Consider the following 25,945-nt stretch of genomic DNA (forward strand, 5'->3'; position numbering starts at 1 on the left):
TTTCTATAAATTAGATATAATCAATTCTTTAATCTTGCCACGAGATTTTCCATTGCTGTTAATCATACGTGAAGCATCCACTCTTTTTATATTATAATTAGAATAAACATTATCAAAAAAATTGTCATCTTTATTTGTATTTTTTGGATCGGAATTGCTAACTAAAATTGTTGCACCTTTTTTATTCATTTCATTAATAAAGTTGGCAAGTTCAAGTTGATCTGAATCATCAAATTTACTCTCAGTATAAGAAGTAAAACTTGATGTTTCATTAATAGGTCTATATGGTGGATCAAAATAAACAAAAGTATTTTCATCTATAAAATCAGATGACTGTTTATAGTTTCCACAAATAATAGTTACTTTTTTTAATTTTTTAGAAATTGCTCTAAGATTATTTTCATCACAAATAACAGGTTTTTTATAATTTCCCATAGGAACATTGAAAAGTCCACTTTTATTTACTCTAAAAAGCCCATTAAAGCAAGTTTTATTAAGAAATATCATTAATGAAGCTTTTTTTATATTTGTATTTTTATTCCCATTTATTTTAAGTTCATTAAAAAGCTGTCTCTTTTTTATGTAAAACTCCTTTTTTTTATCTGTATCTAAAGATAAAAAAGTTTCTTGCATATTTGAAAGTATTTTAATTAACTCATCAATATTATCACGAATTACTATGTATGTGTTAATTAGTTCTTTGTTTATGTCACTTATATAAATTTCATCTAAATCATATTTATTTAGAATATCAAATAATACAGCACCTCCACCAACAAAAGGTTCAGCGTATTTTTTTGTTTTATTTTTTTCAAAAGGATAGTAACTTTTTATTTTATCAAGAAGTTGTCCTTTACCACCAGCCCATTTTAAAAAAGGTTTAACTTTTTTACTACTTTTAATATCCATGGTTTATAAACAAGTGTCCTTTCATTTATTTTTTAAGTTCTTGTAGTATAATATCCGTATCTTTTTTATAATCAACATTTCTAAATATATTTTGAATATATCCTTTTTCATCAATTATAAAAGTAGTTCTTTCTGATCCTATATACTTTTTACCAAACATGCTTTTTTCAACGGCTACTTCGTAATTTGTAATAGCAGTTTTATCTACATCAGATAGAAGTAAGAATGGTAAATTAAATTTATCTATAAATTTTTTATGTGATTTAACTGTGTCTCTTGAAATAGCGATTAATACTACGTCTAAATCTACAAATTGCTGATAATTATCTCTGTAAGTACACGCTTGAACCGTACAACCAGGTGTATTATCTTTAGGATAAAAATAAAGTACAACTTTTTTTCCAAGATAATCACTTAATTTATGATATTTACCATTAAAATCGCTTAAATTAAAATCAAAAGCTTTGTCTCCAATTTTTAACATATTTTCCTCCTAATTACGTAAAATTTCTTATAATAAATAGTATAATTATTAAAGGGAAAAGCCAAATTATAACACTGATAGTAAATTTTGCAAAATGTAAAAACAAATAAATAAATGCAAAAAATATTATCCATATAAAAATCCATGAAACCATAATTTTTCACCTCTTTTAAAATAATCCTACAACTTCTTGATTTTCATCTATATCTATAAAGTTAGCAGCAGGAATTTTAGGTAGACCTGGCATATCTATGATATTTCCACACATAACAACAACAAATCCTGCTCCAAATGATGGTCTTATATCTTTTACATTAAAAGTATAATTACTTGGAACGCCTTTAATATCAGGTTTATCTGATATAGAAATAGGTGTTTTTGAAATACAAATAGGTAATTTAGATATTTTTTCATCAAAATAGTTTATTTTTTGTAAAGCAAGGTCTGAATATTCAACTTTTTCAGCTCTATATATTGTTTTTGCAAGAATTTCAATTTTTTCCTTTATGTCAGTATCAAGGCTATACAGGTATTCAAAATTTTTAATCGCTTTCTTTTCAACATCTTCATTTGAATACGAATCTTTTTCATTGATAGTGTCTATTACTGTACTTGCAAGTTCTAGAGTACCTTCTCCACCCTTTGAATATGAATCTGTTAAAATACATTTATATCCTAAATTTTCAACATAAGTTATTATTTCATTAATGTCATTTTCATTATCACCACTGAAATGATTTATACAAGGAATAATAGGTATATTGAAATTTTGTAAATTTTCAATATGTGCTTTAATATTTTCAAGTGAATTTTCTTTAACAGCACGGCAAGTAATTACTAATACGACAGCATCAGGAGTTATATCAGCTTTTCTACATTTTATATCAAAGAATTTTTCTGCACCTAAATCTGCGGCAAATCCTGCTTCTGTTACAGTATAATCAGATAATTTTAATGCAAGATTAGTTGCAATAATTGAGTTGCAACCGTGAGCTATATTTGCAAAAGGACCACCATGTATTAAAACAGGAGTATTTTCTGTTGTTTGTACTATGTTTGGTTTTATTGCATCTTTTAATATTACTGCACAAGACCCTGCAATATTAAGATCTTTGACAGTAATTAAATTGTTGTTTACATCTTTTGCTACAACGATTTTTTCAATTTTTTCTTTAAGTTCACTAAGTGATTCACAAAGACAAAGTATAGCCATAAGTTCAGAAGCTACTGTTATTTGAAAAGAAGCTTGTCTTTCATATTTTTTGTCATTTATTGTAATGTCTCTTAAAGCTCTGTCATTTGTGTCAAGAACTCTTTTAAAATATATATTTTCCGTATCAATATTTAATTCATTTCCCCAATAAATATGATTATCAATAGCTGCACTTATTAAATTATGTGCTGCGGTTATTGCATGAAAATCCCCTGTAAAATGTAGATTAATATCTTCCATTGGTAAAACCTGAGAAGCTCCACCTCCAGTTGCCCCACCTTTAAGTCCAAATACAGGGCCCATAGAAGGTTCTCTAAGTGCTGCTATAGAAGTATGACCTAATTTATTAATAGCTTGACTAAGTCCTATTGTTATAGTTGATTTTCCTTCGCCTTTTTTTGTTGGCGTTATAGCACTAATTAGTATAAGTCTTCCATTTGACTTTGTTTCAAGTCTTTTAAAAATATTTAAATTTATTTTTGCTTTGTATTTTCCATATAATTCTATTTCATCATCTTGTATACCAATATTATTACAAATGTCAATTATTGGTTTTAGTTTAGTTTGTTTAGTGTTCATTATAGTCACCTCAATAAAATTATATCAAATATTTAATAATATTTTTAGTTATTTATACTTTTTTATTTTCTTTTTTTTGTAATTTTTTTGTGATATAATTCTAATATAATAAAATACGGAGGTATTCTCAATGGCAATAAAAATATTTGCAGATGGTGCAAATTTAAATGATATGTTAAAAATATATGAAGAAGGCTTAGTTCAAGGATTTACAACTAATCCATCACTTATGAAAAAAGGTGGAGTAACAAGTTACAAACAATTTTCACAAAAAGTTTTAGAAAAAATAAAAGATGTGCCTGTTTCGTTTGAAGTATTTACAAATGATTTGGATACAATGTATAAAGAAGCAAAAGAAATAGCAAGCTGGGGAGAAAATGTATATGTAAAAATCCCTATTATTACAGTAAATAGAGAAAGCACTATACCTTTAATTAAAAAGTTATCTGATGAAGGTGTAAAAGTAAATGTTACAGCTTTATATAGTATAGATCAAATTCAAGCAACTGTTGATGCATTAAATGAAAATGTGGGTGGATATGTTTCAGTTTTTGCCGGAAGAATTTCAGATTCAGGACATGATCATATGCCAATTATTAAAGCTGCTAGAGAAATTTGTGATAAAAAACCTAAGGCAGAATTATTATGGGCTAGTACAAGAGAGGTTTATAATATAACACAAGCAGAACAATGTGGAGTTGATATTATAACTTGTCCAAATGATATAATATATAAATATAGCAAGAGAGGAACAAATCTTTTAGAACTTTCGTATCAAACAGTTGAAACTTTTGCTAAAGATATTGAAAATCTAGGATTTAGCGTATTTGAGTAAAAAGATAGGAATATTATGAAAAAGGTTTATATTTTAAACACAGTTTTAGCTATTTTAATTATTATCTTTGCAAGAGCATATATTTTAGATACTTTCTTTTATAATGGTTTAGTAAAAGTACCGGATGTAACTAATTTAAATAAAAAAGAAGCAGCAAAAATATTAAAAAAAGCATATTTAAATTATACATTTATAAGTTCAAAATCTAATGATGTTCCACTAGATATAGTTTATTCTCAAAAACCTGCATCAGGGCATATAGTTAGAGCTGGAAGAGATATTAGATTATTAGTTAATGATAATAATGGTCAACAAATACCTGATATTATAAATTTACCGTTAGCACAAGCTATGAATGTATTAGAAAAAGCAAATATAAAGGTAAAAAGAGTTGATTATATTTCAGATGGAAAAGATAGTGAACAGGTTTTAGCAGTATATCCTAAACAAAATACAAGATTATCTTTTAATCAAAGTGTTACATTATTAGTATCATCAAAACAATTATTAAGTCCTAATATAATGCCTAATATAATTGGTCTTGATGTAAATGAAGCAAATTTAGTATTATCTCAAATAGGACTTAAAATAAATGATATAACTAGAACACCTGATTCTTCTTATCCGATTAATACAATTGTTAGTTCATATCCAAAAGCTGACGAACCAATAAATGCCGATACAGTTATTAATGTTGTTATTAGTGAACCTGCAAATAACGCTATTAAAGAAGAAAAAATAAAGCAAGAAAGTATAGATGAAATTATAAAAGAAGCTTTAAAAGACGGCGGTGAGTCTAATTAAGGGCAAAGTAATTAGAAAAATACAAGGTTTTTATGAAGTATTGTCTAATGATAAAATATATATTTGTAAATTAAAAGGTATTTTAAAAAAATCAAATAACAAACTTAATTGTGTTATTGGAGATATAGTAGAATTTAATGAAGAGTCGGTTATAGAAAGTATTTATGACAGAAAAAATTTACTTTTAAGACCTTTAATATCAAATATTGACTTTGTCGCAATAACATTAGCCATAAAAGACCCTAAAATAGATTTTATTAATTTGCAAAAAAATTTGCTTTGGATTGATAAGCAGGAAATAAATAAAATTCTAATACTGACAAAAATAGATTTACTAAATGACAGTGAAAAAAATTTAATTTTATCTGAAATAAGTGAGCAATTCAGAAATATAAAAATTTTTTGTATAAGTATTAAAACAAAAGAAGGATTACAAGAATTGAAAACTTATTTAAAAGGTAAATATATTGTATTGTCAGGACCTAGTGGAGTTGGAAAATCAAGTCTTGTAAACTATATACTAGAAGAGCAAGTATTAAAAACAGGAGAAGTTAGCGAAAAAACTAAAAAAGGAAAAAATACAACAATAGATACCAGATATTTTGAAAAAAATGATATAAAAATATTTGATACACCGGGATATTCTCTAGTAGGAATGCCTAAATTTGAAAATGAAAAACAGGTACAAGAGTATATATCTGAGTTTAAACTTTATATAGGTTTATGTAAATTTAAAGATTGTGTACATATTAATGAGCCTAATTGTTATATAAAAAAATTGGTTTCTGAGGATATTATAAATAAAAAAAGATATGAGTTTTATAAATCAGTTATAGAAAATGGAGATTAAAAAATAATCTCTATTTTTTTATTTTTGTGTGATGTGATATAATTAAGATATATAAAGATTGAAAGGGAAAAAATAATATGGAAATAAAAATAGCACCATCACTATTGTCAGCAGATTTTAGTGATTTAAAAAATGAGGTTATAGCAATAGAAAAAGCAGGAGCTACACATTTACATTTAGATGTTATGGATGGAGATTTTGTACCAAATATTACTTTTGGAGCAGGAGTTATTTCTGCAATAAGACCTCATACATCATTAATATTTGATATACATATGATGGTAACTAATCCTGAAAGATATATAAAAGATATGGTTGATGCGGGAGCTAACAGTATAACTGTTCACGCAGAAGCAACAAAACATTTAGATAGAGTAGTTGATTTAATAAAATCATATGGAGTAAAAGCTTGCGTTGCTCTAAATCCAGCAACTCCGATATCAGCAATTGAAAATGTAGTTGATAAACTTGATATGATATTAGTTATGTCTGTTAATCCAGGTTTTGGAGGACAAAAATTTATACCAAATGCTGTAAATAAAATAAAAAAACTTAGAGCTTTATATCCTAATATAGATATAGAAGTAGACGGAGGAATAAACGATAAAACTTGTTCTTGTGTAAAAGAAGCAGGAGCAAATGTATTAGTTGCCGGGTCTTACGTTTTTTCAGGAAACTATAAGGCAAAAATTGATAGTTTAAAGTAAGAGGTGAAGTGTATGTATGCTGAAGTAGAAAAAATTATAGATGAGTTTTATAAACTTTATTATAAAATAGAACAATTGCATCTTGATACAACAATAAAATGCTTGACTACAAACGAAATACATATAATAAACGCTATAGGTCAAGATAAAGTTACTATGAATGACTTAGCAGATAGACTTGATATAACAATGGGAACTATGTCTGTTTCGGTAAATAAATTAGAAAAAAAGAAGTTTATTTATCGTGAAAAATCTGTTGAAGACAAAAGAAAAATTTATGTAGCTTTAACTAAAAAAGGGGAAATTGCATATAATTTCAGCGGAGATTTTAATGCTTCTATTATAGAAAAAGCAGCTGAAAATATAAATAAAAAGGATTTGAAAATTTTTTACGATGTTTTTAAGAAAATGACTATAAATTTATATGAAATAAGAAGAAAATTACAACCGGAAACATTATATAAGTTTAAAGAAAAAGATATATTAATTATTGATGAAGTTCGTGGAAACGAAGTAATGATAAAATATTTTGCAGAAAAAGGTTTTACTATAGGTAAAAATATTACGGTTATTGAAAAGACAAAAAATTCAATGACTGTTGAAATTGACAAAAATTTAAAAACTATTGGAAGTGAAGATGCACAATTAGTTTATGTGATAAAAAAGGAAGTATAAAATGATATATTTAGATGGAATTGGATTTAGTTTTTTAATAAAGGAATTAAAAAATGAAATTCAAAATTCAAGAATTTCAAAAATTAATGTTTATGATACAAATTCATTTTCTATACAATTATTAAAGCACCATTTATATTTTGATAATAAAAACGAACCTATAGTATATTTAAGTTATAATAAAATGCAAAATACACAATATGAAAATCCGTTTGTTTTATCTCTTAGAAAATATATTTTAGGTGCGTTAATAAGAGATGTTTACGGATATAATCAAGATAGACTTATAATATTTGATATAGAAAAACTTAACATGCTTGGAATTATTGAAAAATATAAATTAATATTTGAGCTTTTTCCTAAATCATCTAATGTGATTTTAGTAGATGAAAATGATAATATTAAAGCAGTAATGTATGTAAATATTAAAATGAAAAGAAAACTTGTAACTAATGCTAAATATGAGTATCCTGAAAGTGTAAGTCCTTATGGAAAATTTATGAAAGAATTAAGTGATGAAAAAAGACAAGAATTTAGTACTAGTTATAAACCATTACTTTTTTCAAACAACGTTTTTACATATAATAAATTTTATAACTTAGATTATACTGAATTTAAAACTTTAAATGATGGTTTTAATGAATATTTTAAAAAAATAAATGAAGCAAGTTCTATACAAAATAAGAAAAGACCATTAGTAAAATTTGTAAATAAAAACTTAAAAAGACTTGAAAAAATACTTGAAAAAAATAAACAAGATATTGAAAATAACAAAGATTATGAAAAGTATAAAATAATGGGAGATTTACTTGCAGCAAATATATATAAAATAAAATATAAAGATGAAAATATCAGAGTTTTAAATTATTACACAAATGAGGAAATAACAATAGAGCTTGATAAAAATTTGTCAGCTTCTAAAAATGTTGAAAAAATGTACTCTAAATATGCGAAAGCAAAGAGAAGAGAAGAAAATTTAAATACCAGAACAAAAGATGTATTATCTGAAATTTCTTATTATAATGAACAATTACTTTTTATAGATAAAGAACAAGATTTAATAGGTCTTGAAGAAATAGAAAAAGAGTTAGGTTTGTTAAATAATAAGATAAAAGTTAATAAGGATAAAAAAAGAGAATTACAAAAAATTGAATACATGGGATATAACATATACATAGGAAGAAATAATATAGAAAATGATAAAATTACGTTTGAAATTGCCAATAATTTAGATTTATGGTTTCATGCAAAAGATGTTCCTGGCTCTCACGTAATTTTATCAGGTAAAAATCCAAGTAATGAAGTGATAATGTATGCTGCAACATTGGCAGCTAAGAATTCAAAGTCTGATGGAAATGTTTTGGTTGATTATTGTTTAAAAAAATATGTAAAAAAAATAGCACATGCAAAAAAAGGGCAAGTAATTTATGATAATTATAAAAGTATAAAAGTGTAATTAGCGAATATTTACACTTTTTTTTTATATAAATTTGAATAATGGTTCATTTTTAAAGTTGTTTATATTATTTTATGAATTTTAAATCTTTGATGCCCATAAATATTGACTTTAAGAAGTTTAGCTATATAATAGTATAAATTAGATTTTGTTGTTTTTTAGATAACATGCAATCATATCAATTACAATTAATAGCGGCAAAATTTTAGACGTTTTATTTGTAAATGAAGGTGCAGTTATAAAATAGTCTGAAAAATTTTTTAAAGGAGCAATTTCATTAGAACTAATACTCAAAATTGTTGCTTTATTTTTTTTAAATTTAGAGGCAATATCAATTATATCATGATTTTTTCCTGAAAGTGATAAACATATCAGTAAATTTTTATCATTATTAATTCCTGCTTTTAAATTTTGATTATATGTATCAGTTAAAGCTTCAACATTTGTTATATTGCAATTGTTTAATAAATAAGCAAATTCTATTGCTACAAGATTACTTGATCCTATACCTATTATGTATATTGAATGAAAACTATTAAATTTTTTTATAAGTTCTTTAATATTTGTAGTTAGGATATGAGTATTTGATATGGTTTTTAGGTAATTTGAATAAACAAAGCTATTGTTGATATTTATGTAATTGTTATTACTGTTTACATCATCTTGATTTATTTCATTTATTTTATATTTTAATTCACTAAAACCACTAAAGCCAAGTTTTTTTGAAAATCTTGTTATAGTAGCTTTAGATACATAAGAAATTTTTGCCATTTCTTCAATAGTGTAATTAAATTTAGTAAAATTTGTTTTTTCAATAAAAGATAAAAAAACAGTTTCATTTCCTGTAAGACAAATATTTTTTGTAATTATTATATTTTTTACCATTGATATAATATGCTTATTCATTATTACCTCCATATAATAGAATTATATCACAAGGAATATAGGAGGACAATATGTTAAAATTTCCGGATAATTTTTACTGGGGAAGTGCTACAAGTGCAACTCAAAGTGAAGGAACTTTTGAAGGCGATAATAAAACAGATAATATATGGGATTTTTGGTATAAGTTGGAACCGTTTAAGTTTCATAATGAAATAGGTACAAAGAAAACGAGTTCTGTTTATAAGTATTATAAAGAAGATGTAGAACTTATGAAACAAATCGGACATAATTCATTTAGAACTTCTATATCATGGTCAAGACTTTTTCCTACTAAAGATGGAAAAATTAATGAAAAAGCCGTATCATTTTACACTGATTACTTTAAAATGATAAAAGATGCAGGGATAAAGCTTTTTATTAATTTATATCATTTTGATATGCCCATGTATTTACAAGAACAAGGTGGTTTTGAAAGTAAGACGATTATAAATATTTATAAAAAATATGCAAAAACATGTTTTGAAATTTTTGGAAAATATGTTGATAGATGGTTTACTTTCAATGAACCTATAGTGCATGTTGAGTGTGGGTATTTGTATTTATATCATTATCCAATGGAAGTAAATCCTAAAAAAGCAGTACAAGTTGCATTTAATACAATGGTGTGCTCAGCAGCAGCAATAAGTGAATTTAGAAAACTTAATTTAAATAGTAAAATTGGAATTATATTGAATTTAACTCCAGCATATCCCAGATCAAATAATCCTTGTGATATAAAGGCAGCTAGAATAGCAGAATTATTTGCTAATAAAAGTTTTTTAAATCCATCAATTTTAGGAGAATATCCTAAAGAACTTATTGAAATAATAAAAAAACATGATTTAATGCCTTGTTATACACAAGAGGAATTAGATCTTATAAAAAACAATACAGTTGATTTTTTAGGTGTAAATTATTATCAACCGCTTAGAGTAAAGGCAAAAGAACATATTTATTCAGATACAGCTCCATTTATGCCTACGTATTATTATGATATATATGATATGCCAGGTAAAAAAATAAATCCTTATAGAGGTTGGGAAATATACCCTCAAGCAATTTATGATATTTGTGAAAATATTAGAAAAAATTATAAAAATATTGAATGGTTTATCTCAGAAAACGGTATGGGTGTTGAAAACGAAGAAAGATTTAGAAAAAATAATATAATTGAAGATGATTATAGAATAGATTTTATAAAATCACATCTTAAGTATTTACATAAGGGAATTGAAGAAGGTAGTAATTGTATAGGTTATCAAGTTTGGACTTTTATTGATTGTTGGTCTTGGCTTAACTCATATAAAAATAGATACGGGTTAGTAGAGCTAGATTTAAATACTAATAAAAGAATAATAAAAAAATCAGGATATTGGTTTAAAAATTTAAGTGATAATAATGGATTTAAGGAGTGATAGTATGTTAAACATATTACTTGTATGTACTGCTGGTATGTCAACAAGTGTTTTAGTAGAAAAGATGAAAAGCAAGGCTGAACAAATCGGAAAAAAAGTCAATATAAAGGCAATAGGTGATACAGCTTTATCAGAACATGTAAATGATTATGATGTTGTTTTATTAGGACCTCAAATTAAGTTTTTATATTCAAAAATAAGAAATGAAGTTCCTGCTGAAAAACCTGTAGAAGTTATTAATATGATGGATTATGGGACTATGAATGCAGAAAAAATATTAGAAAGAGCATTTGAAATAACAAAATAGGAGGATATATAGTTTATGAGTTTTAAAAGTTTTATGTCATGGATAGAGGAAAAATTTGTTCCTGTAGCTGCTAAAATAGGTTCTCAAAGACATTTAGTAGCTGTAAGAGATTCATTTATTGCAATTATGCCGATAACAATGGTTGGTTCGATAGCAGTATTATTAAATGTATTTTTAAGAGATTTACCAAATAATTATGGATTACCTGAGTTTGCAAAATTTATGAGTCCCATTATTAATATAAATGGTAATGTTTGGTTTGGTTCAATAGCAATATTATCATTAGTTTTTGTATTTGCATTAGGTTACAATATTGCACAAGATTATAAGACAAATCCTATTGCTGGAGGTTTAGTTGCGTTTGCTTCTTATGTAGTTTTCTTACCTCAACAAGCATCGTTTGAAGCTGAAATAAATGGAGTTAAAGGGATAGTTGAAAATTGGGGATTTATTAATGTAAATTATCTTGGAGCATCAGGACTATTTACAGCTTTAATAACAGGTATGATTTCAACATTAATATATGTTAAATTAATGAATAAAAAAGTAACAATAAAATTACCTGATAGCGTTCCGCCTGCTGTAAATAAAGCGTTTGCTTCTATAATTCCAGGAGTTGTAGCTATTTATTTTGCAGCAATAGTATCATATTTAATATCAAGATATGCTAACACTACATTAAATGATTTAATACAAACATATATACAATTACCACTTTTAGGACTTTCACAAGGAATATTTTCAGTAATATTGCTTTCATTTTTAGTACAATTATTCTGGTTTTTTGGATTACACGGTCACAATGTGTTAGCTCCAATACTTGATGGTATATATCAACCAGCATTAATACAAAATATAGATCATTTCACAAAAGGAGGTTCTGTAGATACATTACCATATTTATGGACTAGAGGTTCTTTTGATGCATTCTCTCAAATGGGAGGTTCAGGAGTAACAATAGCTTTAATAATAGCGATATTCTTATTTTCTAAAAAAGAACAACCTAGAGCGGTTGCAAAATTAGGGGTATCAATGGGTGTATTTAATATAAATGAACCTGTTATATTTGGAATGCCTATAGTATTAAATCCTATTTATATAATACCATTTTTAATAATACCTCCAATTTGTTGCATTATCGGATATGTAGCAACAGCTTTAGGTATTATTCCACCTGTATTTGTTGCAGTTCCTTGGGTATTACCTCCAGGTATATATGCTTTCTTTGCAACAGGTGGAAGCATTATGGCAGCGATCATTTCTTTACTTAATGTATTTATTGCTTTCTTAATATGGACACCATTTGTTTTAATTGCAAATAGAATGAAGGAGAATTAAAATGAGTGAAGAAATGGAAGAAGTTTGCTTTTCACTTATTAGCACTGTGGGAATGGCAAAGTCATTATTTATAGAAGCAATTAATGATGCAAGAAAAGGTGAATATGAACTTGCTAAAGAGAAAATAGAAGAAGGAGAGCAAATATTTTCGAAAGGGCATGATATTCATTTAAATTTGGTTCAAAAAGAAGCACAAGGTAAAAATGTAGAAGTATCGCTACTTTTAATTCATGCACAAGATCAACTTATGAATGCAGAAACATTTAAGATATTAGCGTATGAGTTTATAGAATTATATAAAAAGGTTAATGAAAATAATGAAAAATAAATGGGCAATTATGTTAGTATCAATAGGTGGACTACTTATATGTACATCTCCTTTATTAAATAAACAAATAATAAATATTTTAATGGGATTAACATTTATAATTTTAGGTTTTATATTATCACAAAGAGGTAAATAAATGAAAATACAAAGACATTTAGAAGTAACTCCGCAAGAATTTTTTGATGTATTGAGTTTTTCAATTACTCATGATATAAAAGAAAACGGTAAATTAGGTGAAATAAAAAAAGGATTTTGTTATACAAAGAAAATTTCAAATGGAATAACAGCTGATATTGAAATATTAAATTATAAATATCCTACTTTATATGAAGTTAAGATAAGTACATATATGGGTTCTAACATAATAAAATATGAAATAAAGGATAAAGAAATAATATATACGGAATGTTATTATCCCAAAAATTTATTATACAAATTAAATTATTTTTTAACATATTTATTCTTATATTTAAGAAATAAGAAAAATATTAATATGCAAATAACGCAAATGCAAGAGTATATTAAGCAAAATAGAATATGATATAAAGGCGGATTAATGTCCGTCTTTTATTTTGCATTTTTTTGTTTTAAATAGCACTTTACTTCTTTTTTTATCAATGAATATGTGGTATTATTTAATATAAATTACATAAAGAGGAATAATTATGCTAAAAAAACAAATAACTGATGATTTGAGTATAAAAATAAATTCGTTACTAGACGAAATGGGAGCTAAAGTTGATTTAGATTTACCAGAAGTTGATAAAAATAAGACTTTAGAAAATTTACTTAAACATTTAGAGATTGAAGGAGAAGAAAAAATGAGAAAAGCTGGAATATTACTTCATCCAACATCATTACCTGGAAAGTATAGAGTAGGAACTTTAGGAAAAGAATGCAAAAAGTTTATTGATTTTTTAGAAAAATCAAAACAAAGCTTATGGCAAGTTTTTCCACTTGGTCCAACTGGTTATGGTGATTCACCATATCAATGTTTTTCAGCATTTGCAGGAAATCCTTATTTAATAGACTTAGAAAATCTTGTAGAATTAGGATTACTTAGTGAAGAGGATATTAAGGTATGTTATAGTGAAGATGATAACTACGTAGATTACGGGAAATTATATGAAATAAAAAATCCTTTACTTGAAAAAGCTTATGACAAACACGAACTTTTAAATGATGAGTTTGTTGAATTTAAGAAAGAAAACAGTTCTTGGCTTGATAACTACACACTATTTATTTCAATAAAAAATTATAATCAAGGAGCTTCTTGGGACGTTTGGGATAAGGATATTAAATTTAGAGAACCTAAAGCTATTGAAAAATATGAAAAATTATTAGCTGAACAAATAGATAAACAAAAGTTTATACAATTTTTATTCTTTAAACAATGGAAAGAGATTAAAAAGTATGCAAATAGCAAAAATATACAAATAATAGGAGATATACCTATTTTTGTTGCTTTTGATTCTGCTGATGCTTGGGCAAATACAGATATATTCTTATTTGATAATGATTTAAAACCATGCTGTGTTGCCGGAGTTCCGCCTGATTATTTCAGTGCAACTGGGCAATTGTGGGGAAACCCTTTATACAACTGGGATAAAATGAGAGAGACAGGATATAAATGGTGGATTGAAAGAATAGGTGCAAACTTATCAGTTTGTGATATTATTAGAATAGACCATTTTAGAGGATTTGAATCATATTGGGAAATACCTTATGGTGAGCAAACAGCAATTAATGGTAAATGGGTAAAAGGTCCTGGCATTGATTTTTTCAATAAATTAAAAGAGACTTTTGGTGAATTGAATATAATAGCAGAAGATTTAGGTATACTTACAGATGAAGTTGTAAAATTAAAAGAAAGTGCTGGATTACCAGGTATGAAGATTTTACAATTTGCATTTGATGGAGATATGACAAATGACTATCTTCCACATAATTTTGAACAAAATTGTGTAGTTTATACAGGAACACATGATAATGATACAACTCAAGGATGGTATAATTCATTAAATGATGAAGAGCGTAATAGAGTAAAAAGTTATATAAATAACTGGGACGACGCAGGTATAGTTTGGAATTTAATAAGACTCACACATAACAGTATTGCAAAATTTAGCATAATACCTATGCAAGATTATTTATGTTTAGATAGTAGAGCAAGAATAAATACTCCAGGAGTTTCATCAGGAAACTGGATGTTTAGAATAAAAGAAAATGCAATGTCAGATGAACTTGCAAATTCAATAGCAGATCTTACAAAAAATTCTGGTAGATAATATGGAACAATTAGGATTTTTTTCAAGTGAGAAAAATAAACCTTTGGCTTATAAATATAGACCCAAGGTTTTTGCTGACTTTATAGGGCAAGAAAAAGCTATATCAGTTTTGAAAAAGTTAATAGAAAATAATGAGATGATTAATACCATAATTTTTGGACCACCAGGTGTTGGTAAAACAACTTTTGCAAAACTTATAGCAAATCAAATAGATTATAATTTTGAATATTTAAATGCTATAAAGTCAGGAGTTTCAGATATTAAAGAAATATCTAGAAAAGCAAAAGAAGAACTTTTATTAACAGGCAAAAAGACTATACTTTTATTTGATGAAATTCATAAATTTAATAAATCGCAACAGGATTCTTTGCTTCAAGATTTAGAAGACGGGAATATAATATTAATTGGAAGTACTACTGAAAATCCTTATTATAGTTTAAATAAAGCTATTATATCTCGTTGTCTTGTGGTTGAATTTAAAAAATTAAGTAAAGAAAATATTGAAAATATAATAAAAAGAATAGCAAAACTTGAAAATATAAATATAGATGATGAAATAATGGAATATATACACAGTGTTTGTGCAGGAGATGCCAGATCTGCAATAAATATATTGGAAGTTTTAGCAAAAACAGATATAGATGCTGTAAAACAAGGTCTAACAATTGCAAGAGCGTATGATGACAGTGATAAATATGATAGAATATCAGCGATGATAAAAAGTATAAGAGGTAGTGATGAAAATAGTGCTGTATATTGGTTAAGTTCAATGCTAATTGATGGAGAAGATCCGATGTATATTGCAAGAAGACTTGTAATATCAGCATCAGAAGATATTGGACTTGCAAATCCTAATGCACTTAAGTTGGCAGTTGCAGCAATGCAAGCTGTTGAAAAGATAGGAATGCCAGAATGTAGAATAATACTTTCTCAATGTGCTATATATCTTGCATTATCTCCCAAAAGTAATAGTGCATATTTAGCGGTAAATAAGGCATTTGAGAATATAAATACAGAAGGCGTTCAAAAAGTACCTTTTCATTTAACAAAAGCAGGAGCTACTAAATACAAATATCCACACGATTATGAAAATCATTATGTTAATCAAAAATATATGGAAAAAGAAATAAAATTATACGAGCCTTGTAATAATAAGATTGAAAAGGCGTTAAAGGAGAATAAATATGGGAAATAATATAATATATCCGTTACTTGCAATAGTAGCAGGGATATCTGTAACTCTTCAAGGTCCAATAAATACGAGCCTTGGGAAAAGTTTGAAAAGTCCTGATTTGGCTACTTTTTGGGCATTTTTTGGAGGAACAGTTTTAATTGGGATATATCTTTTGGCAAAAAAAGAACCAGTACCTGATTTAGCACAAATAAAAGAAATACCAGTTTGGTCTTATTTAGGTGCAGTAACAGGAATAATATATGTTGCTTTAGTAATACTTGTAACTCCTAAACTTGGAGTTGGGACAACAACAGTTCTTTTACTTTTAGCACAAATAATTACGGCTTTAGTTTTAGATCATTTTGGAGTTTTTGGATTTATTGCAAAACCGATAAATTTAGTAAAAGTTGCTGGAGTAGTACTAATGACAGGAGGAGTGTTTTTAATAAGTAAATGATGAAAAAAATAAGTATAGCCCCTATGGTAGACAGAACAACAAATCATTTTAGAGATTTTATAAGACTAATAAATAAAGATGTTACGTTATATACCGAAATGATTACAGATAAGGCAATTATTAACGGAGATGAAAAAAAATTGCTTGAATTTAATGAAAAACAGCAACCTCTTGTTTTACAAATTGCTACAAGCAGTGAAAAAGACATTTCTCTTGCTATGAAAAAAATTAACAAATATGATTATAGTGAAATAGATGTTAATGCGGGTTGCCCATCAAATAGGGTTTCTGACAATAAAATGGGAGCTTATTTAATGTCAGATATTGAGTTTCTTTGTAAAATAGTTAGAGAAATAAAAAATAATACAGATAAACCTGTTACAGTAAAACACCGAATAGGAATAGATGGTACCGGAATACTTAAAAATGATAAAAAAATAGTTAGTTATGAAGAGCTTTTATATTTTATAGATAAGCTAAATGAACAAGGAGTTAATAAATTTATAATTCATAGCAGAATAGCTATATTAAAAGGTCTTACTCCAGATGAAAATAGAAAAATACCAAAACTTGATTATGGTATGGTCTATAAAGTAAAAAAAGATAGACCGCATCTTAATATTGAAATAAATGGTGGAATTAAAACAATGGAAGAAGTACATGAACATTTAAAGTACGTAGATTCTGTTATGATAGGTCGTGCTGCATATGATAATCCAATGTTACTTAATGTGAAACAAATTAGTTATGAACAGATTTTAGAAGGAATTATTAGGGATATTTCAAATTTAAAAGGAAAGCCATATCATTATTTAATGCACACTTTAGGTTTATTTTATGGCACGAAATACAGTAAATTATGGAAAAATTGTGTTGCAAGAACAGATGTTTGTGAAAAAAATGTACAAAATTTCCTTAAAACCTATTTTAAAAATTAAAAAATATGATATAATGTAAGTGTAAAAAGTAAAGTTATATATGGAGGTTATTTCATGAAAGTTGTTGTAGTAGGAGCAAACCACGCGGGGACAGCTGCTATAAATACTATGCTAGACAATTATACAAATGTAGAAGTTACAGTATTTGATAAAAATTCAAATATAAGTTTTCTTGGTTGTGGAATGGCATTATGGATTGGTGGTCAAATATCAGGACCTGAAGGATTATTTTATTCTTCAAAAGAAAAGTTAGAATCTAAAGGTGCAAATATACATATGGAAACAGAAGTACAAGAAATAGATATTAACAATAAAATTGTATATGCTAAAGGAAAAGATGGTAAGGAGTATAAAGAATCTTATGATAAATTAATACTTTCAACAGGTTCATTACCAATAGATTTACCTGTAAAAGGAAAAGAATTAGAAAATGTACAATTTGTAAAATTATATCAAAATGCAGCAGAAGTAATTGATAAATTAAAAAACACAGAAATTAAACATGTAACTGTTGTCGGAGCTGGATATATTGGTGTTGAACTTGCAGAAGCATTTAAGAGAAATGGAAAAGAGGTTACTCTTATAGATGCTTGTGGAGATTGCTTATCTTCATATTATGATGCAGAATTTAGAGCTGAAATATCAAAAGTGTTGGCAGAAAATGGAATAGAGTTAAAATTTGGAGAAAGATTACAAGAGATAAAAGGAACAACAAAAGTAGAATCTATTGTAACTGATAAGGGTGAAATATCAACAGATATGGTAATACTTTGTGCAGGATTTAGACCTAATACGGATTTATTAAAAGATAAATTGGAATTATATAAAAATGCTTACAAAGTAAACAGAAAACAAGAAACATCTGTTAAAGATGTATATGCAATAGGAGATTGTGCTACTTTATATGATAATTCAATTAAAAATATAAATTACATAGCACTTGCAACAAATGCAGTAAGATCAGGAATTATAGCTGCCCATAATGCTTGTGGAACAGAAATAGAATCAATTGGTGTTCAAGGATCAAATGGAATATCAATATATGGACTTAACATGGTTTCAACAGGTATAACTGAAGAAAATGCAAAAATCCTAGGTATGGACGTACTATCAACAAGTTTTAAAGATTTACAAAAACCTGCGTTTATAACTTACAACAATGATAATGTTATGATAAAAATAGTTTATGAAAAAGAAAGTAGAAGAATAGTTGGTGCACAAATAGCTTCAACTCAAGATATTTCAATGGGGATACACTTATTCTCACTTGCAATACAAGAAGAAGTCACTATTGATAAATTTAAATTACTTGATATATTCTTCTTACCACATTTCAATCAACCGTATAATTATATAACAATGGCTGCGTTATCAGCTAAATAAGGAGGAAAACTATGAGCAAAGTAATATATTATGGTGGAGAAAATAAAGTAGATGTTATGTTAGAATCAGTTGTAGCAAAGGAAGGTTTTACTTTAGTAAACTTTTTTGCAACTTGGTGTGGACCTTGTAAATCTTTAGCACCGGTTCTTGAAGAATTATCTGAAGAAGTTAATTACAGTATTATTAAAATTGATGTAGATCAATATACTGATTTAGCTGCTTTTTATGGTGTAAGAAGTATACCAACTACTATAATTTTTAAAGATGGAAAACCTGTGGAAACTTTAATTGGTGGAAGATCAAAAGAAACTCTTGTTAAAGAAATGCAAGAAATAATGAGTAAATAAATAAAAAGGAACAATCCAAAATATTTGGAAAGTTCCTTTTTTATATAAACTATCTATTCATAAGATTTTTGTGACATTTAATTAATGCTTTTTTTATTTCTTCTTCATCAATACAAGTTATTTTCCCGTTTTCCATTACAATATTACCGTTAATAATACTTGTAACAACTTCAAATCCGCTTACAGAATAACTCAACATTGAAATTAAATTGTTTTTAGGAAGCAGATGAGTTTTGTTTATATCAATTAAGATTAAATCTGCTAATTTATTAGCTTCAAGTGTTCCTAATTTATCTTCCATTTTTATAGCTTTTGCTCCGTTTAATGTTGCCATTTTTAATGCATCAAATGCACATATAGCTTTTGGATCATTTTCAACAGCTTTATTTAAGATACTTGCAAGATGAATTTCACGAAACATATTAAGACTATTATTTGAGGCAGCACCATCTGTACCTAAGCTAACATTTATACCCATATTTTTCATGTCAAAAACTCTTGCAAAGCCACTTGCTAGTTTAAGATTACTTGTAGGATTATTTAAAACATTTACATTTTTTTCTTTTAGTATTTTTAAATCTTCATCAGAAGTATTAGCACAATGAGCTGCTAAAGTATTAACTTCAAACATTCCTAATTCATTAACATATTGAATTGGAGACAAGCCGTTTTCTTCTATAGAGTTCTTAACTTCTGATTTTGATTCATTAAGGTGTATATGAATAGATAAATTGTTTTTCTTTGCAGCATTTATACATTTAGTCAAAAAGTCTTTATTACAAGTATATACAGCATGTGGAGCTATCATAATTTGTAGCATATCATTATTTTTATATTTTTTTGAAAGTTCAATCACTTCATTTAAGTTATTTTCAGCATTTTCTCCACTTGTAAGTCCTCTGCAAATCGCAGCTCTCATTGGCAATTTTTCTAATGCTTTTATTGTTTGGTCTACAAAAAAATACATATCTACAAAGGTTGTTGTTCCTGTTTTAATCATTTCAATCATAGCAAGCAATGAGGCATAGTATATATCTTCAGGAATAAGCTTGTTTTCAATAGGGAAAATATTATTAAATAACCAATCTTCCAAATTTACATCATCTGCATAATTTCTCATTAATACCATTGATATATGTGTATGTGTATTTATTAGTCCTGGAAGAGCTAATAAATTTTCACCATCTATAATTTTATCGGCGACAAAATCACTTAGTTCATCACCAATATGTGTTATATATTTTCCTTTAATGTAGATATTGGAGTTATTTAAAATTTCGTTTTCGTTTCTCATTGTTACAATAGAAACATTTTTTATCAGAATATTCAAATTCCCACCTTCTTTTTTTTGGTCCTATGATATCACATTTTTTTTCAATTATCTACTATAAATCTAAAAAAAGACTTGACATATAAATTTGATTGCTGTATTATATATCTATAATAGCAATTAATGAAGGAGGGTTTTATGGAATATGATAAAAGAATACCAATATACATTCAAATATCAGATTTAATTGTTTCAGAAATATTAAATGGATATTTGAAAGCAGGAGATCCTGTAATTTCAGTAAGAGATGCCTCTAAAAAATATCAAGTAAATCCAAACACTATATTAAATGCTTATAAAGAACTTGAAAATAGAGGACTTCTTTATACTAAAAGAGGAATTGGTTTTTTTGTTACAGAAGAACAAGGACAATTGGAAGAGCTGAAGAAATACAAATTTGAAAAAATCGTTGAAGATTTTCTTACTACTCTATATAATATGGGTTATAGTAATAATGATTTAACAAAAACTCTTATTGAAAGGGGGATAATAAATGAATAATATCCTTGAAATAAAAAATCTTAATAAAAAAATATACAAAAAAGAAATTTTAAAAAACATTAATCTTACTTTAAGTGAAGGAAAAATAATGGCTTTATTAGGACCTAACGGTTCAGGTAAAACATCACTTCTTAAGATTATAGCATCACTTTCTCATCAAAATTCTGGAGAAATACTTATAAATGGTGAAAAACCTGGATTAAATACAAAAAAATATGTTAGTTTCTTATCAGATATGGAGATTTTACCTACTCAATTAAATATTAAACAAGCTATAAATTTATATAAATCATTTTTTGAAGATTTTGATGTAGAAAAATCAAATAAATTATTAAATGACCTTAACTTAGATATGAATCAAGAAATTTCTACATTATCAAAGGGAATGAAAGAAAAATTTTATTTAATACTTTGTCTTTCAAGAAATGCTAAATTATATATATTAGACGAGCCGATAGCAGGTGTTGATATATTAACCAGAGAAGAAATATTAAATATTATAATAGAAAATATACATGAAAATGCAGGTGTGATTATAACAACGCATTTAATTGATGATATAGAACATATATTTGATGAAATAGCATTTATAAATGATGGAAATATAATAGGTGTTCATAACGCAGAAGATATAAGAATAAAAGAAAAGATGACAGTATCAGAGTTTTATAAAAAAGTGTTTAGAAATGGAGGGAATTTAGATGTTTAAATATTTTAAATATGAATACCTTTCTCAATTAAAGTTTAATTTATATATATTTATTAGTGTAGTTATAATAAATGTATTATTAGTAGCAAAAGTTGGTAATATCTTGGGATTTGATTATAATGCAGCATTTAGTTTTGATGTATTTTTTGGATTATGTCTTGCAGGTGTGCATGGAATATTTTTCTATAATTGCATAAAATCATTTATAACAGATTTATACGATGGAAGAGCATATTTAGTATTTTCTTTTCCTGTAAGTGTATATAAGATAGTTATTACAAAAATAGCAGTGGCAACTATAAATTCATTTACATTGTTTTTATGCTATGTATTAGTACAGTATTCTAATGTTAAGGATTTCATAATATTGTTCAATTCACCTAATATGCTGGAAGTGATACTTAATACTTTCTTATTTACGGTATGGATGTTTTCAATAATTTATTTTTCTATAATTGTAGTACATACTATTACAAAAAGTAGAAAATTTATACCACTATTTGTAATACTTACTATAATAATATTTTGGACAGTTGAAACTATAGTATCTTATATATTTCATTTTATACCTGTAAATCATGCAGAAATGTTTACACAAGTATTCGCAGTAATACAAATAATATTGTTTATGTTGTTTAGTGGATATATACTTGATAAAAAATTAGAATTATAATAAAAATCCGTTGATAAATTTCAACGGTTTTTTTATTTAAAAAGTGTCAAAATTTTAATTTTGACACTAAATATATATATATTAATCACGAATAAACTATTTAACTTTGTATGATTTATTAAATAATAAATCTACTCCAATAGCAGGGAATATTACATTTTTTAGTTTAGCATTAACTAAATAATTTCTTCTTGGTTGATGTAAAACTCCTATAGGCATGTCTTCTTCGAGTATTTCTTCTGCTCTTTTCATAGCTTCAAATCTAACTTTTCTATCAGCTGTAGATTTAGCTATTTTTATAACTTTATCATATTCAGGATTTGAATATCCAGTATGATTATTTCCGCCATTAGTTACAAATAAATCTAAGAAAGTCATAGGATCTTGATAGTCAGCTCCCCAACCTGAAAGAACAATATCAAAATTATTATTAGACATTCTTGCAAGTCTTTCTTTAAATGCCATTAATTCAATTTTAATTTCAACACCTAAATTTTTTCTTATATATTCTTGGATAGCTTCACCAAATAATTTATTAGCACCACTATCATTTAATATTAATGAAACTACAGGAGCTTTTTCCATTCCTAGTTCTTTTAAACCTTCAGCAAGTAATTGTTTAGCTTTTTCAACATTAAATTTAGGAACTAAATCTCCAACTTCAGCAACGAAATCTCCACCATTTAATCCTGACATCCCGACATTTTTTGGAGTTAATGTATATGCTGGAATATTTATACCATGTGATACAATTTCATTAAATTCTTTTTTATCAATTGAAAGTAATAATGCTTTTCTAATTTTTTTGTTACTTAAGAATTTATTATTTACGTTATATTCTAAATACCAAGTAGTTGCAAGTAATACTTGCTTTACTCTTTCATCATTTTTAAATTCTTGGTATTGAGCAGGTGTTAATTTAGCAATATCTATTTCTTCATTTTTAAAAGCATTAAGTTCAGCAGAAGAATCTTTTATAAATTTAATATTAACAGTTTCTAATTTAATATCATCTTTGTCATAATAATTTTCATTTTTTACAAGTACCATATTTGAATTATGAGTCCATGATTTTACTGAAAATGGACCTGATGAAAGAATTTTGTCAGCTTCTAATGCATAATTTTCTCCTTGTTCTGTAACAAATTTTTCATTTGCTGGAGTATAAGTTATAAATGCTACTAATGAATCAAAATAAGGTGTAGGAGCAAATAAAGTAACTTTTAATGTTAAATCGTCCAAAACTTCAATTCCAACCTCTTCAGCCTTTACTTTACCTGCATTGTATTCTTCAGCATTTTTTATAGGAAATAACATATATGCATATTCAGAAGCAGTCTCAGGCTTTAAGGCTCTTAACCAAGCAAATTTGAAATCATGTGCTGTTAATTTATCTCCATTTGACCATTTTAAATTTTCTTTTAAATGAAAAGTCCAAGTAAGTCCGTCTTCACTAATATCCCACGATTTAGCAAGAGCTGGAACAGGTTTTAAATGTTCATCTAATTTAGATAGTCCTTCTTGTAAGAATGAAAGTATTTGTATGCTACTTTGAGATGTAGCTAATTGTTGATCTAAAGTTTTGCCTTCCTCACTTGCGTTATAATTTAATGTAGTAAGATCTGAGCTATTACTGTCACCGCAAGATATAAGCATAAAAGCTAAAAATATTGCAGTCATCAATTTTTTTATCATATTTAATTCTCCTTCTAAATTTATATCATTATTTTTTATCAGCTTTTAAAAAATGAATATCTATTCCTATTGATCCTATTTTTATACCACTTACATTTTCATTTACTAAGTGTAATTGAGTATCTTTATAAATAGGGATTATAGGGTATTCTTTTGCCAGTAGTTTTTCTGCATTTTGTAATGCTTTAACTCTTCTTGCTTTATCAGTTGATGATAAAGCTAATTTTATATAATCATCATATTCTTTTGATTTATATGCCGGATGGTTATTACCGCTTGTAGATGTAAATAAATCTAGGAAAGTTATAGGATCTTGATAATCTGCTCCCCAACCATCAACTACAATATCAAATTCTCTTGAAGTAATTCTTTTTAGTCTTTCCTTAAATGTAATAACTTCAACTTTAACATCAATGCCTAAGTTAATTCTGAATTGTTCTTGTAAAGCTTCAGCAAGTTTATTATTAAGTCTTATTTCATCTGCAAGTAAAACTATATTCGGGAATTTGTCAATTCCTAATTCTTTTAATCCTTGTTGAAGTGCAGCTTTTGCTTCATCTTGATTAAAAGTTTTAAATGTATTTCCCATTTCTTCTACAAAATCATTTTTAAGTCCTAACATACCTACATTTTTAGGTGTAACAGTATAAGCAGCTAATTTAGTGTTATCAAAAACACCTTTAATTATCTCATCTTTATTTATTGAAAGAGACAAAGCTTTTCTTATATTTTGATTTTTAAAGATATCTTTATCAAGATTAAATGATAAAAAACTTGTTCTGGCAAGTGAATTTTTTTGAAGTGTTTTATCATTTACAAACTCTTTATATTGACTTGCCTCTAATTTAACAATATCAAGTTCTCCATTTTTGTAAGCATTTAATGCAGCAGTAGGATCAGCAATATATTTGATAATATATTTATCTATTTTAAGTTTGTCATAATCATAATAATTTTCATTTTTCACTAAAATCATTTCTGAATTATGTTTCCAGTCTTGTACTTTATATGGTCCTGAATAAAGAATAGTATCAGCTTCTAAAGCATAAGAATCTCCTTTAGATTCAACAAATTCTTTATTTGCAGGCATATAAGTTACAAATGATACTAGTGAACCAAAATATGGTGTAACATTTTCCAATTTAACTTCAATGGTTTTATCATCTATTGCCCTAAATCCGACTTCTTCTAATGAAACTTCAGATTTTGTGTATTTTTCTGCATTTTTTATAGGAAATAACATATAAGCATATTCAGAAGCAACTTTTGGATCTAATGCTCTACTCCAACCATAAATAAAATCATTTGCAGTTAAAGGTCTACCGTCTGACCATTTTAAATTATCTCTTAAATGAAATGTCCAAGTAAGTCCGTCTTTACTAATATCCCAAGATTTTGCAAGAGCAGGTATAACTTCTCCATTTTCTTTGGTGTAAGTAAGACCTCTTGAAACAAGTCCATGTATTGTCATTGTTTTTCCATCGTTTAGTATTTGTGGATCAAACGAAATACCTTCTGTTTCAGCATTCCAAGAAATTATTTTTTCACCAGATTTATTGGTAACATTGCACGATATTAAAAATATGGCTAATAACAAAGAGTAAAGTATTTTTTTAATCATAAAGT

The 25,945-nt window shown here is 26.5% G+C and carries 28 protein-coding genes; 21 read left to right on the top strand and 7 right to left on the bottom strand.

Going from position 1 to position 25,945, the window contains the following annotated elements; translation table 11 throughout:
• Positions 1-3 precede the first annotated feature (3 nt).
• The 3 genes from AWT63_RS03595 to AWT63_RS03605 form a co-directional block, all read right to left on the bottom strand.
• A complete protein-coding gene (locus tag AWT63_RS03595) occupies positions 4-909 on the bottom strand; it encodes a DNA adenine methylase (RefSeq protein ID WP_068268457.1) in 906 nt (301 codons plus the stop codon).
• Between the two features lie 25 nt (positions 910-934).
• Entirely contained in the window at positions 935-1,393 is a 459-nt protein-coding gene (bcp, locus tag AWT63_RS03600; RefSeq protein ID WP_068268458.1) for a thioredoxin-dependent thiol peroxidase, read from the bottom strand.
• A gap of 169 nt (positions 1,394-1,562) precedes the next feature.
• Complete coding sequence (locus tag AWT63_RS03605; RefSeq protein WP_068268459.1) at positions 1,563-3,185, bottom strand: formate--tetrahydrofolate ligase; 1,623 nt, start codon at positions 3,183-3,185, stop codon at positions 1,563-1,565.
• Positions 3,186-3,315: 130 nt separating this feature from the next.
• Between AWT63_RS03605 and AWT63_RS03610 the strand changes: the two genes are divergently transcribed.
• The 6 genes from AWT63_RS03610 to AWT63_RS03635 all read left to right on the top strand — a co-directional run bounded on the left by AWT63_RS03610 (position 3,316) and on the right by AWT63_RS03635 (position 8,512).
• Positions 3,316-4,020, top strand: coding sequence for a transaldolase (locus tag AWT63_RS03610; RefSeq protein ID WP_068268460.1), 705 nt, complete (start codon positions 3,316-3,318; stop codon positions 4,018-4,020).
• 15 nt (positions 4,021-4,035) lie between these two features.
• Entirely contained in the window at positions 4,036-4,824 is a 789-nt protein-coding gene (locus tag AWT63_RS03615) for a PASTA domain-containing protein (RefSeq protein ID WP_068268461.1), read from the top strand.
• Positions 4,811-5,674 carry a ribosome small subunit-dependent GTPase A gene (gene rsgA / locus AWT63_RS03620; RefSeq protein ID WP_068268462.1) on the top strand — a complete coding sequence of 288 codons (864 nt, stop codon included), beginning with the start codon at positions 4,811-4,813 and terminating at the stop codon, positions 5,672-5,674. Before AWT63_RS03615 ends, rsgA begins: the two co-directional genes overlap by 14 nt.
• Before the next feature lie 77 nt (positions 5,675-5,751).
• Positions 5,752-6,381 carry a ribulose-phosphate 3-epimerase gene (gene rpe, locus AWT63_RS03625; RefSeq protein WP_068268463.1) on the top strand — a complete coding sequence of 210 codons (630 nt, stop codon included), beginning with the start codon at positions 5,752-5,754 and terminating at the stop codon, positions 6,379-6,381.
• 12 nt (positions 6,382-6,393) lie between these two features.
• A complete protein-coding gene (locus AWT63_RS03630; RefSeq protein ID WP_068268464.1) occupies positions 6,394-7,056 on the top strand; it encodes a MarR family transcriptional regulator in 663 nt (220 codons plus the stop codon).
• 1 nt (position 7,057) lies between these two features.
• Positions 7,058-8,512, top strand: coding sequence for an Rqc2 family fibronectin-binding protein (locus AWT63_RS03635; protein WP_068268465.1), 1,455 nt, complete (start codon positions 7,058-7,060; stop codon positions 8,510-8,512).
• 141 nt (positions 8,513-8,653) lie between these two features.
• On the opposite strand, the gene AWT63_RS03640 is transcribed toward AWT63_RS03635, so the two are convergent.
• Positions 8,654-9,418 (bottom strand): MurR/RpiR family transcriptional regulator, encoded by a 765-nt coding sequence (locus AWT63_RS03640; protein ID WP_068268466.1) that lies wholly within the window; start codon positions 9,416-9,418, stop codon positions 8,654-8,656.
• Positions 9,419-9,468: 50 nt separating this feature from the next.
• Between AWT63_RS03640 and AWT63_RS03645 the strand changes: the two genes are divergently transcribed.
• From AWT63_RS03645 to trxA, 12 genes are all read left to right on the top strand, one after another.
• Positions 9,469-10,851 (top strand): glycoside hydrolase family 1 protein, encoded by a 1,383-nt coding sequence (locus tag AWT63_RS03645; protein ID WP_068268467.1) that lies wholly within the window; start codon positions 9,469-9,471, stop codon positions 10,849-10,851.
• A 4-nt stretch (positions 10,852-10,855) separates the two neighbouring features.
• Entirely contained in the window at positions 10,856-11,158 is a 303-nt protein-coding gene (locus AWT63_RS03650) for a PTS sugar transporter subunit IIB (RefSeq protein WP_068268468.1), read from the top strand.
• A gap of 15 nt (positions 11,159-11,173) precedes the next feature.
• Positions 11,174-12,496 (top strand): PTS sugar transporter subunit IIC, encoded by a 1,323-nt coding sequence (locus AWT63_RS03655; RefSeq protein WP_231723217.1) that lies wholly within the window; start codon positions 11,174-11,176, stop codon positions 12,494-12,496.
• Between the two features lies 1 nt (position 12,497).
• The gene (locus AWT63_RS03660) at positions 12,498-12,824 is read left to right on the top strand and encodes a PTS lactose/cellobiose transporter subunit IIA (protein WP_068268469.1); all 327 of its coding nucleotides are present in this window, start codon (positions 12,498-12,500) and stop codon (positions 12,822-12,824) included.
• A complete protein-coding gene (locus tag AWT63_RS06235) occupies positions 12,814-12,960 on the top strand; it encodes a hypothetical protein (RefSeq protein WP_156414501.1) in 147 nt (48 codons plus the stop codon). Before AWT63_RS03660 ends, AWT63_RS06235 begins: the two co-directional genes overlap by 11 nt.
• Positions 12,961-13,365: a DUF3284 domain-containing protein gene (locus tag AWT63_RS03665; protein ID WP_068268470.1), complete on the top strand. Its 405-nt coding sequence runs from the start codon at positions 12,961-12,963 to the stop codon at positions 13,363-13,365.
• 124 nt (positions 13,366-13,489) lie between these two features.
• On the top strand, positions 13,490-15,112 hold the full coding sequence (malQ, locus tag AWT63_RS03670) for a 4-alpha-glucanotransferase (protein ID WP_306459966.1): 1,623 nt from the start codon (positions 13,490-13,492) through the stop codon (positions 15,110-15,112).
• 1 nt (position 15,113) lies between these two features.
• Positions 15,114-16,307, top strand: a complete 1,194-nt coding sequence (locus AWT63_RS03675; RefSeq protein WP_068268471.1) for a replication-associated recombination protein A — start codon at positions 15,114-15,116, stop codon at positions 16,305-16,307.
• Positions 16,297-16,743, top strand: a complete 447-nt coding sequence (locus AWT63_RS03680; RefSeq protein WP_068268472.1) for a DMT family transporter — start codon at positions 16,297-16,299, stop codon at positions 16,741-16,743. Before AWT63_RS03675 ends, AWT63_RS03680 begins: the two co-directional genes overlap by 11 nt.
• Positions 16,743-17,681: a tRNA dihydrouridine(20/20a) synthase DusA gene (gene dusA / locus AWT63_RS03685; protein ID WP_068268473.1), complete on the top strand. Its 939-nt coding sequence runs from the start codon at positions 16,743-16,745 to the stop codon at positions 17,679-17,681. The genes AWT63_RS03680 and dusA overlap by 1 nt, the downstream gene beginning before the upstream one ends.
• Positions 17,682-17,735: 54 nt before the next feature.
• On the top strand, positions 17,736-19,064 hold the full coding sequence (gene nox / locus AWT63_RS03690) for a H2O-forming NADH oxidase (protein WP_068268474.1): 1,329 nt from the start codon (positions 17,736-17,738) through the stop codon (positions 19,062-19,064).
• A gap of 11 nt (positions 19,065-19,075) precedes the next feature.
• The gene (gene trxA / locus AWT63_RS03695; RefSeq protein WP_068268475.1) at positions 19,076-19,411 is read left to right on the top strand and encodes a thioredoxin; all 336 of its coding nucleotides are present in this window, start codon (positions 19,076-19,078) and stop codon (positions 19,409-19,411) included.
• Between the two features lie 49 nt (positions 19,412-19,460).
• On the opposite strand, the gene AWT63_RS03700 is transcribed toward trxA, so the two are convergent.
• On the bottom strand, positions 19,461-20,741 hold the full coding sequence (locus AWT63_RS03700; RefSeq protein ID WP_068268476.1) for an amidohydrolase: 1,281 nt from the start codon (positions 20,739-20,741) through the stop codon (positions 19,461-19,463).
• A 138-nt stretch (positions 20,742-20,879) separates the two neighbouring features.
• Between AWT63_RS03700 and AWT63_RS03705 the strand changes: the two genes are divergently transcribed.
• From AWT63_RS03705 to AWT63_RS03715, 3 genes are read left to right on the top strand one after another with little or no spacing between them, the layout of a single operon-like run.
• On the top strand, positions 20,880-21,242 hold the full coding sequence (locus AWT63_RS03705; protein WP_068268477.1) for a GntR family transcriptional regulator: 363 nt from the start codon (positions 20,880-20,882) through the stop codon (positions 21,240-21,242).
• On the top strand, positions 21,235-21,951 hold the full coding sequence (locus AWT63_RS03710) for an ATP-binding cassette domain-containing protein (RefSeq protein ID WP_068268478.1): 717 nt from the start codon (positions 21,235-21,237) through the stop codon (positions 21,949-21,951). Before AWT63_RS03705 ends, AWT63_RS03710 begins: the two co-directional genes overlap by 8 nt.
• A complete protein-coding gene (locus AWT63_RS03715) occupies positions 21,944-22,624 on the top strand; it encodes a hypothetical protein (RefSeq protein WP_068268479.1) in 681 nt (226 codons plus the stop codon). The genes AWT63_RS03710 and AWT63_RS03715 overlap by 8 nt, the downstream gene beginning before the upstream one ends.
• A 96-nt stretch (positions 22,625-22,720) precedes the next feature.
• Here the strand turns inward: AWT63_RS03715 and AWT63_RS03720 are convergent, their stop codons facing one another.
• On the bottom strand, positions 22,721-24,319 hold the full coding sequence (locus AWT63_RS03720) for a peptide ABC transporter substrate-binding protein (protein ID WP_068268480.1): 1,599 nt from the start codon (positions 24,317-24,319) through the stop codon (positions 22,721-22,723).
• 28 nt (positions 24,320-24,347) lie between these two features.
• Positions 24,348-25,940 (bottom strand): peptide ABC transporter substrate-binding protein, encoded by a 1,593-nt coding sequence (locus tag AWT63_RS03725; protein WP_068268481.1) that lies wholly within the window; start codon positions 25,938-25,940, stop codon positions 24,348-24,350.
• Positions 25,941-25,945: the final 5 nt, after the last annotated feature.

The organism is Caviibacter abscessus (genome assembly GCF_001517835.1).
GTDB lineage: Bacteria > Fusobacteriota > Fusobacteriia > Fusobacteriales > Leptotrichiaceae > Caviibacter > Caviibacter abscessus.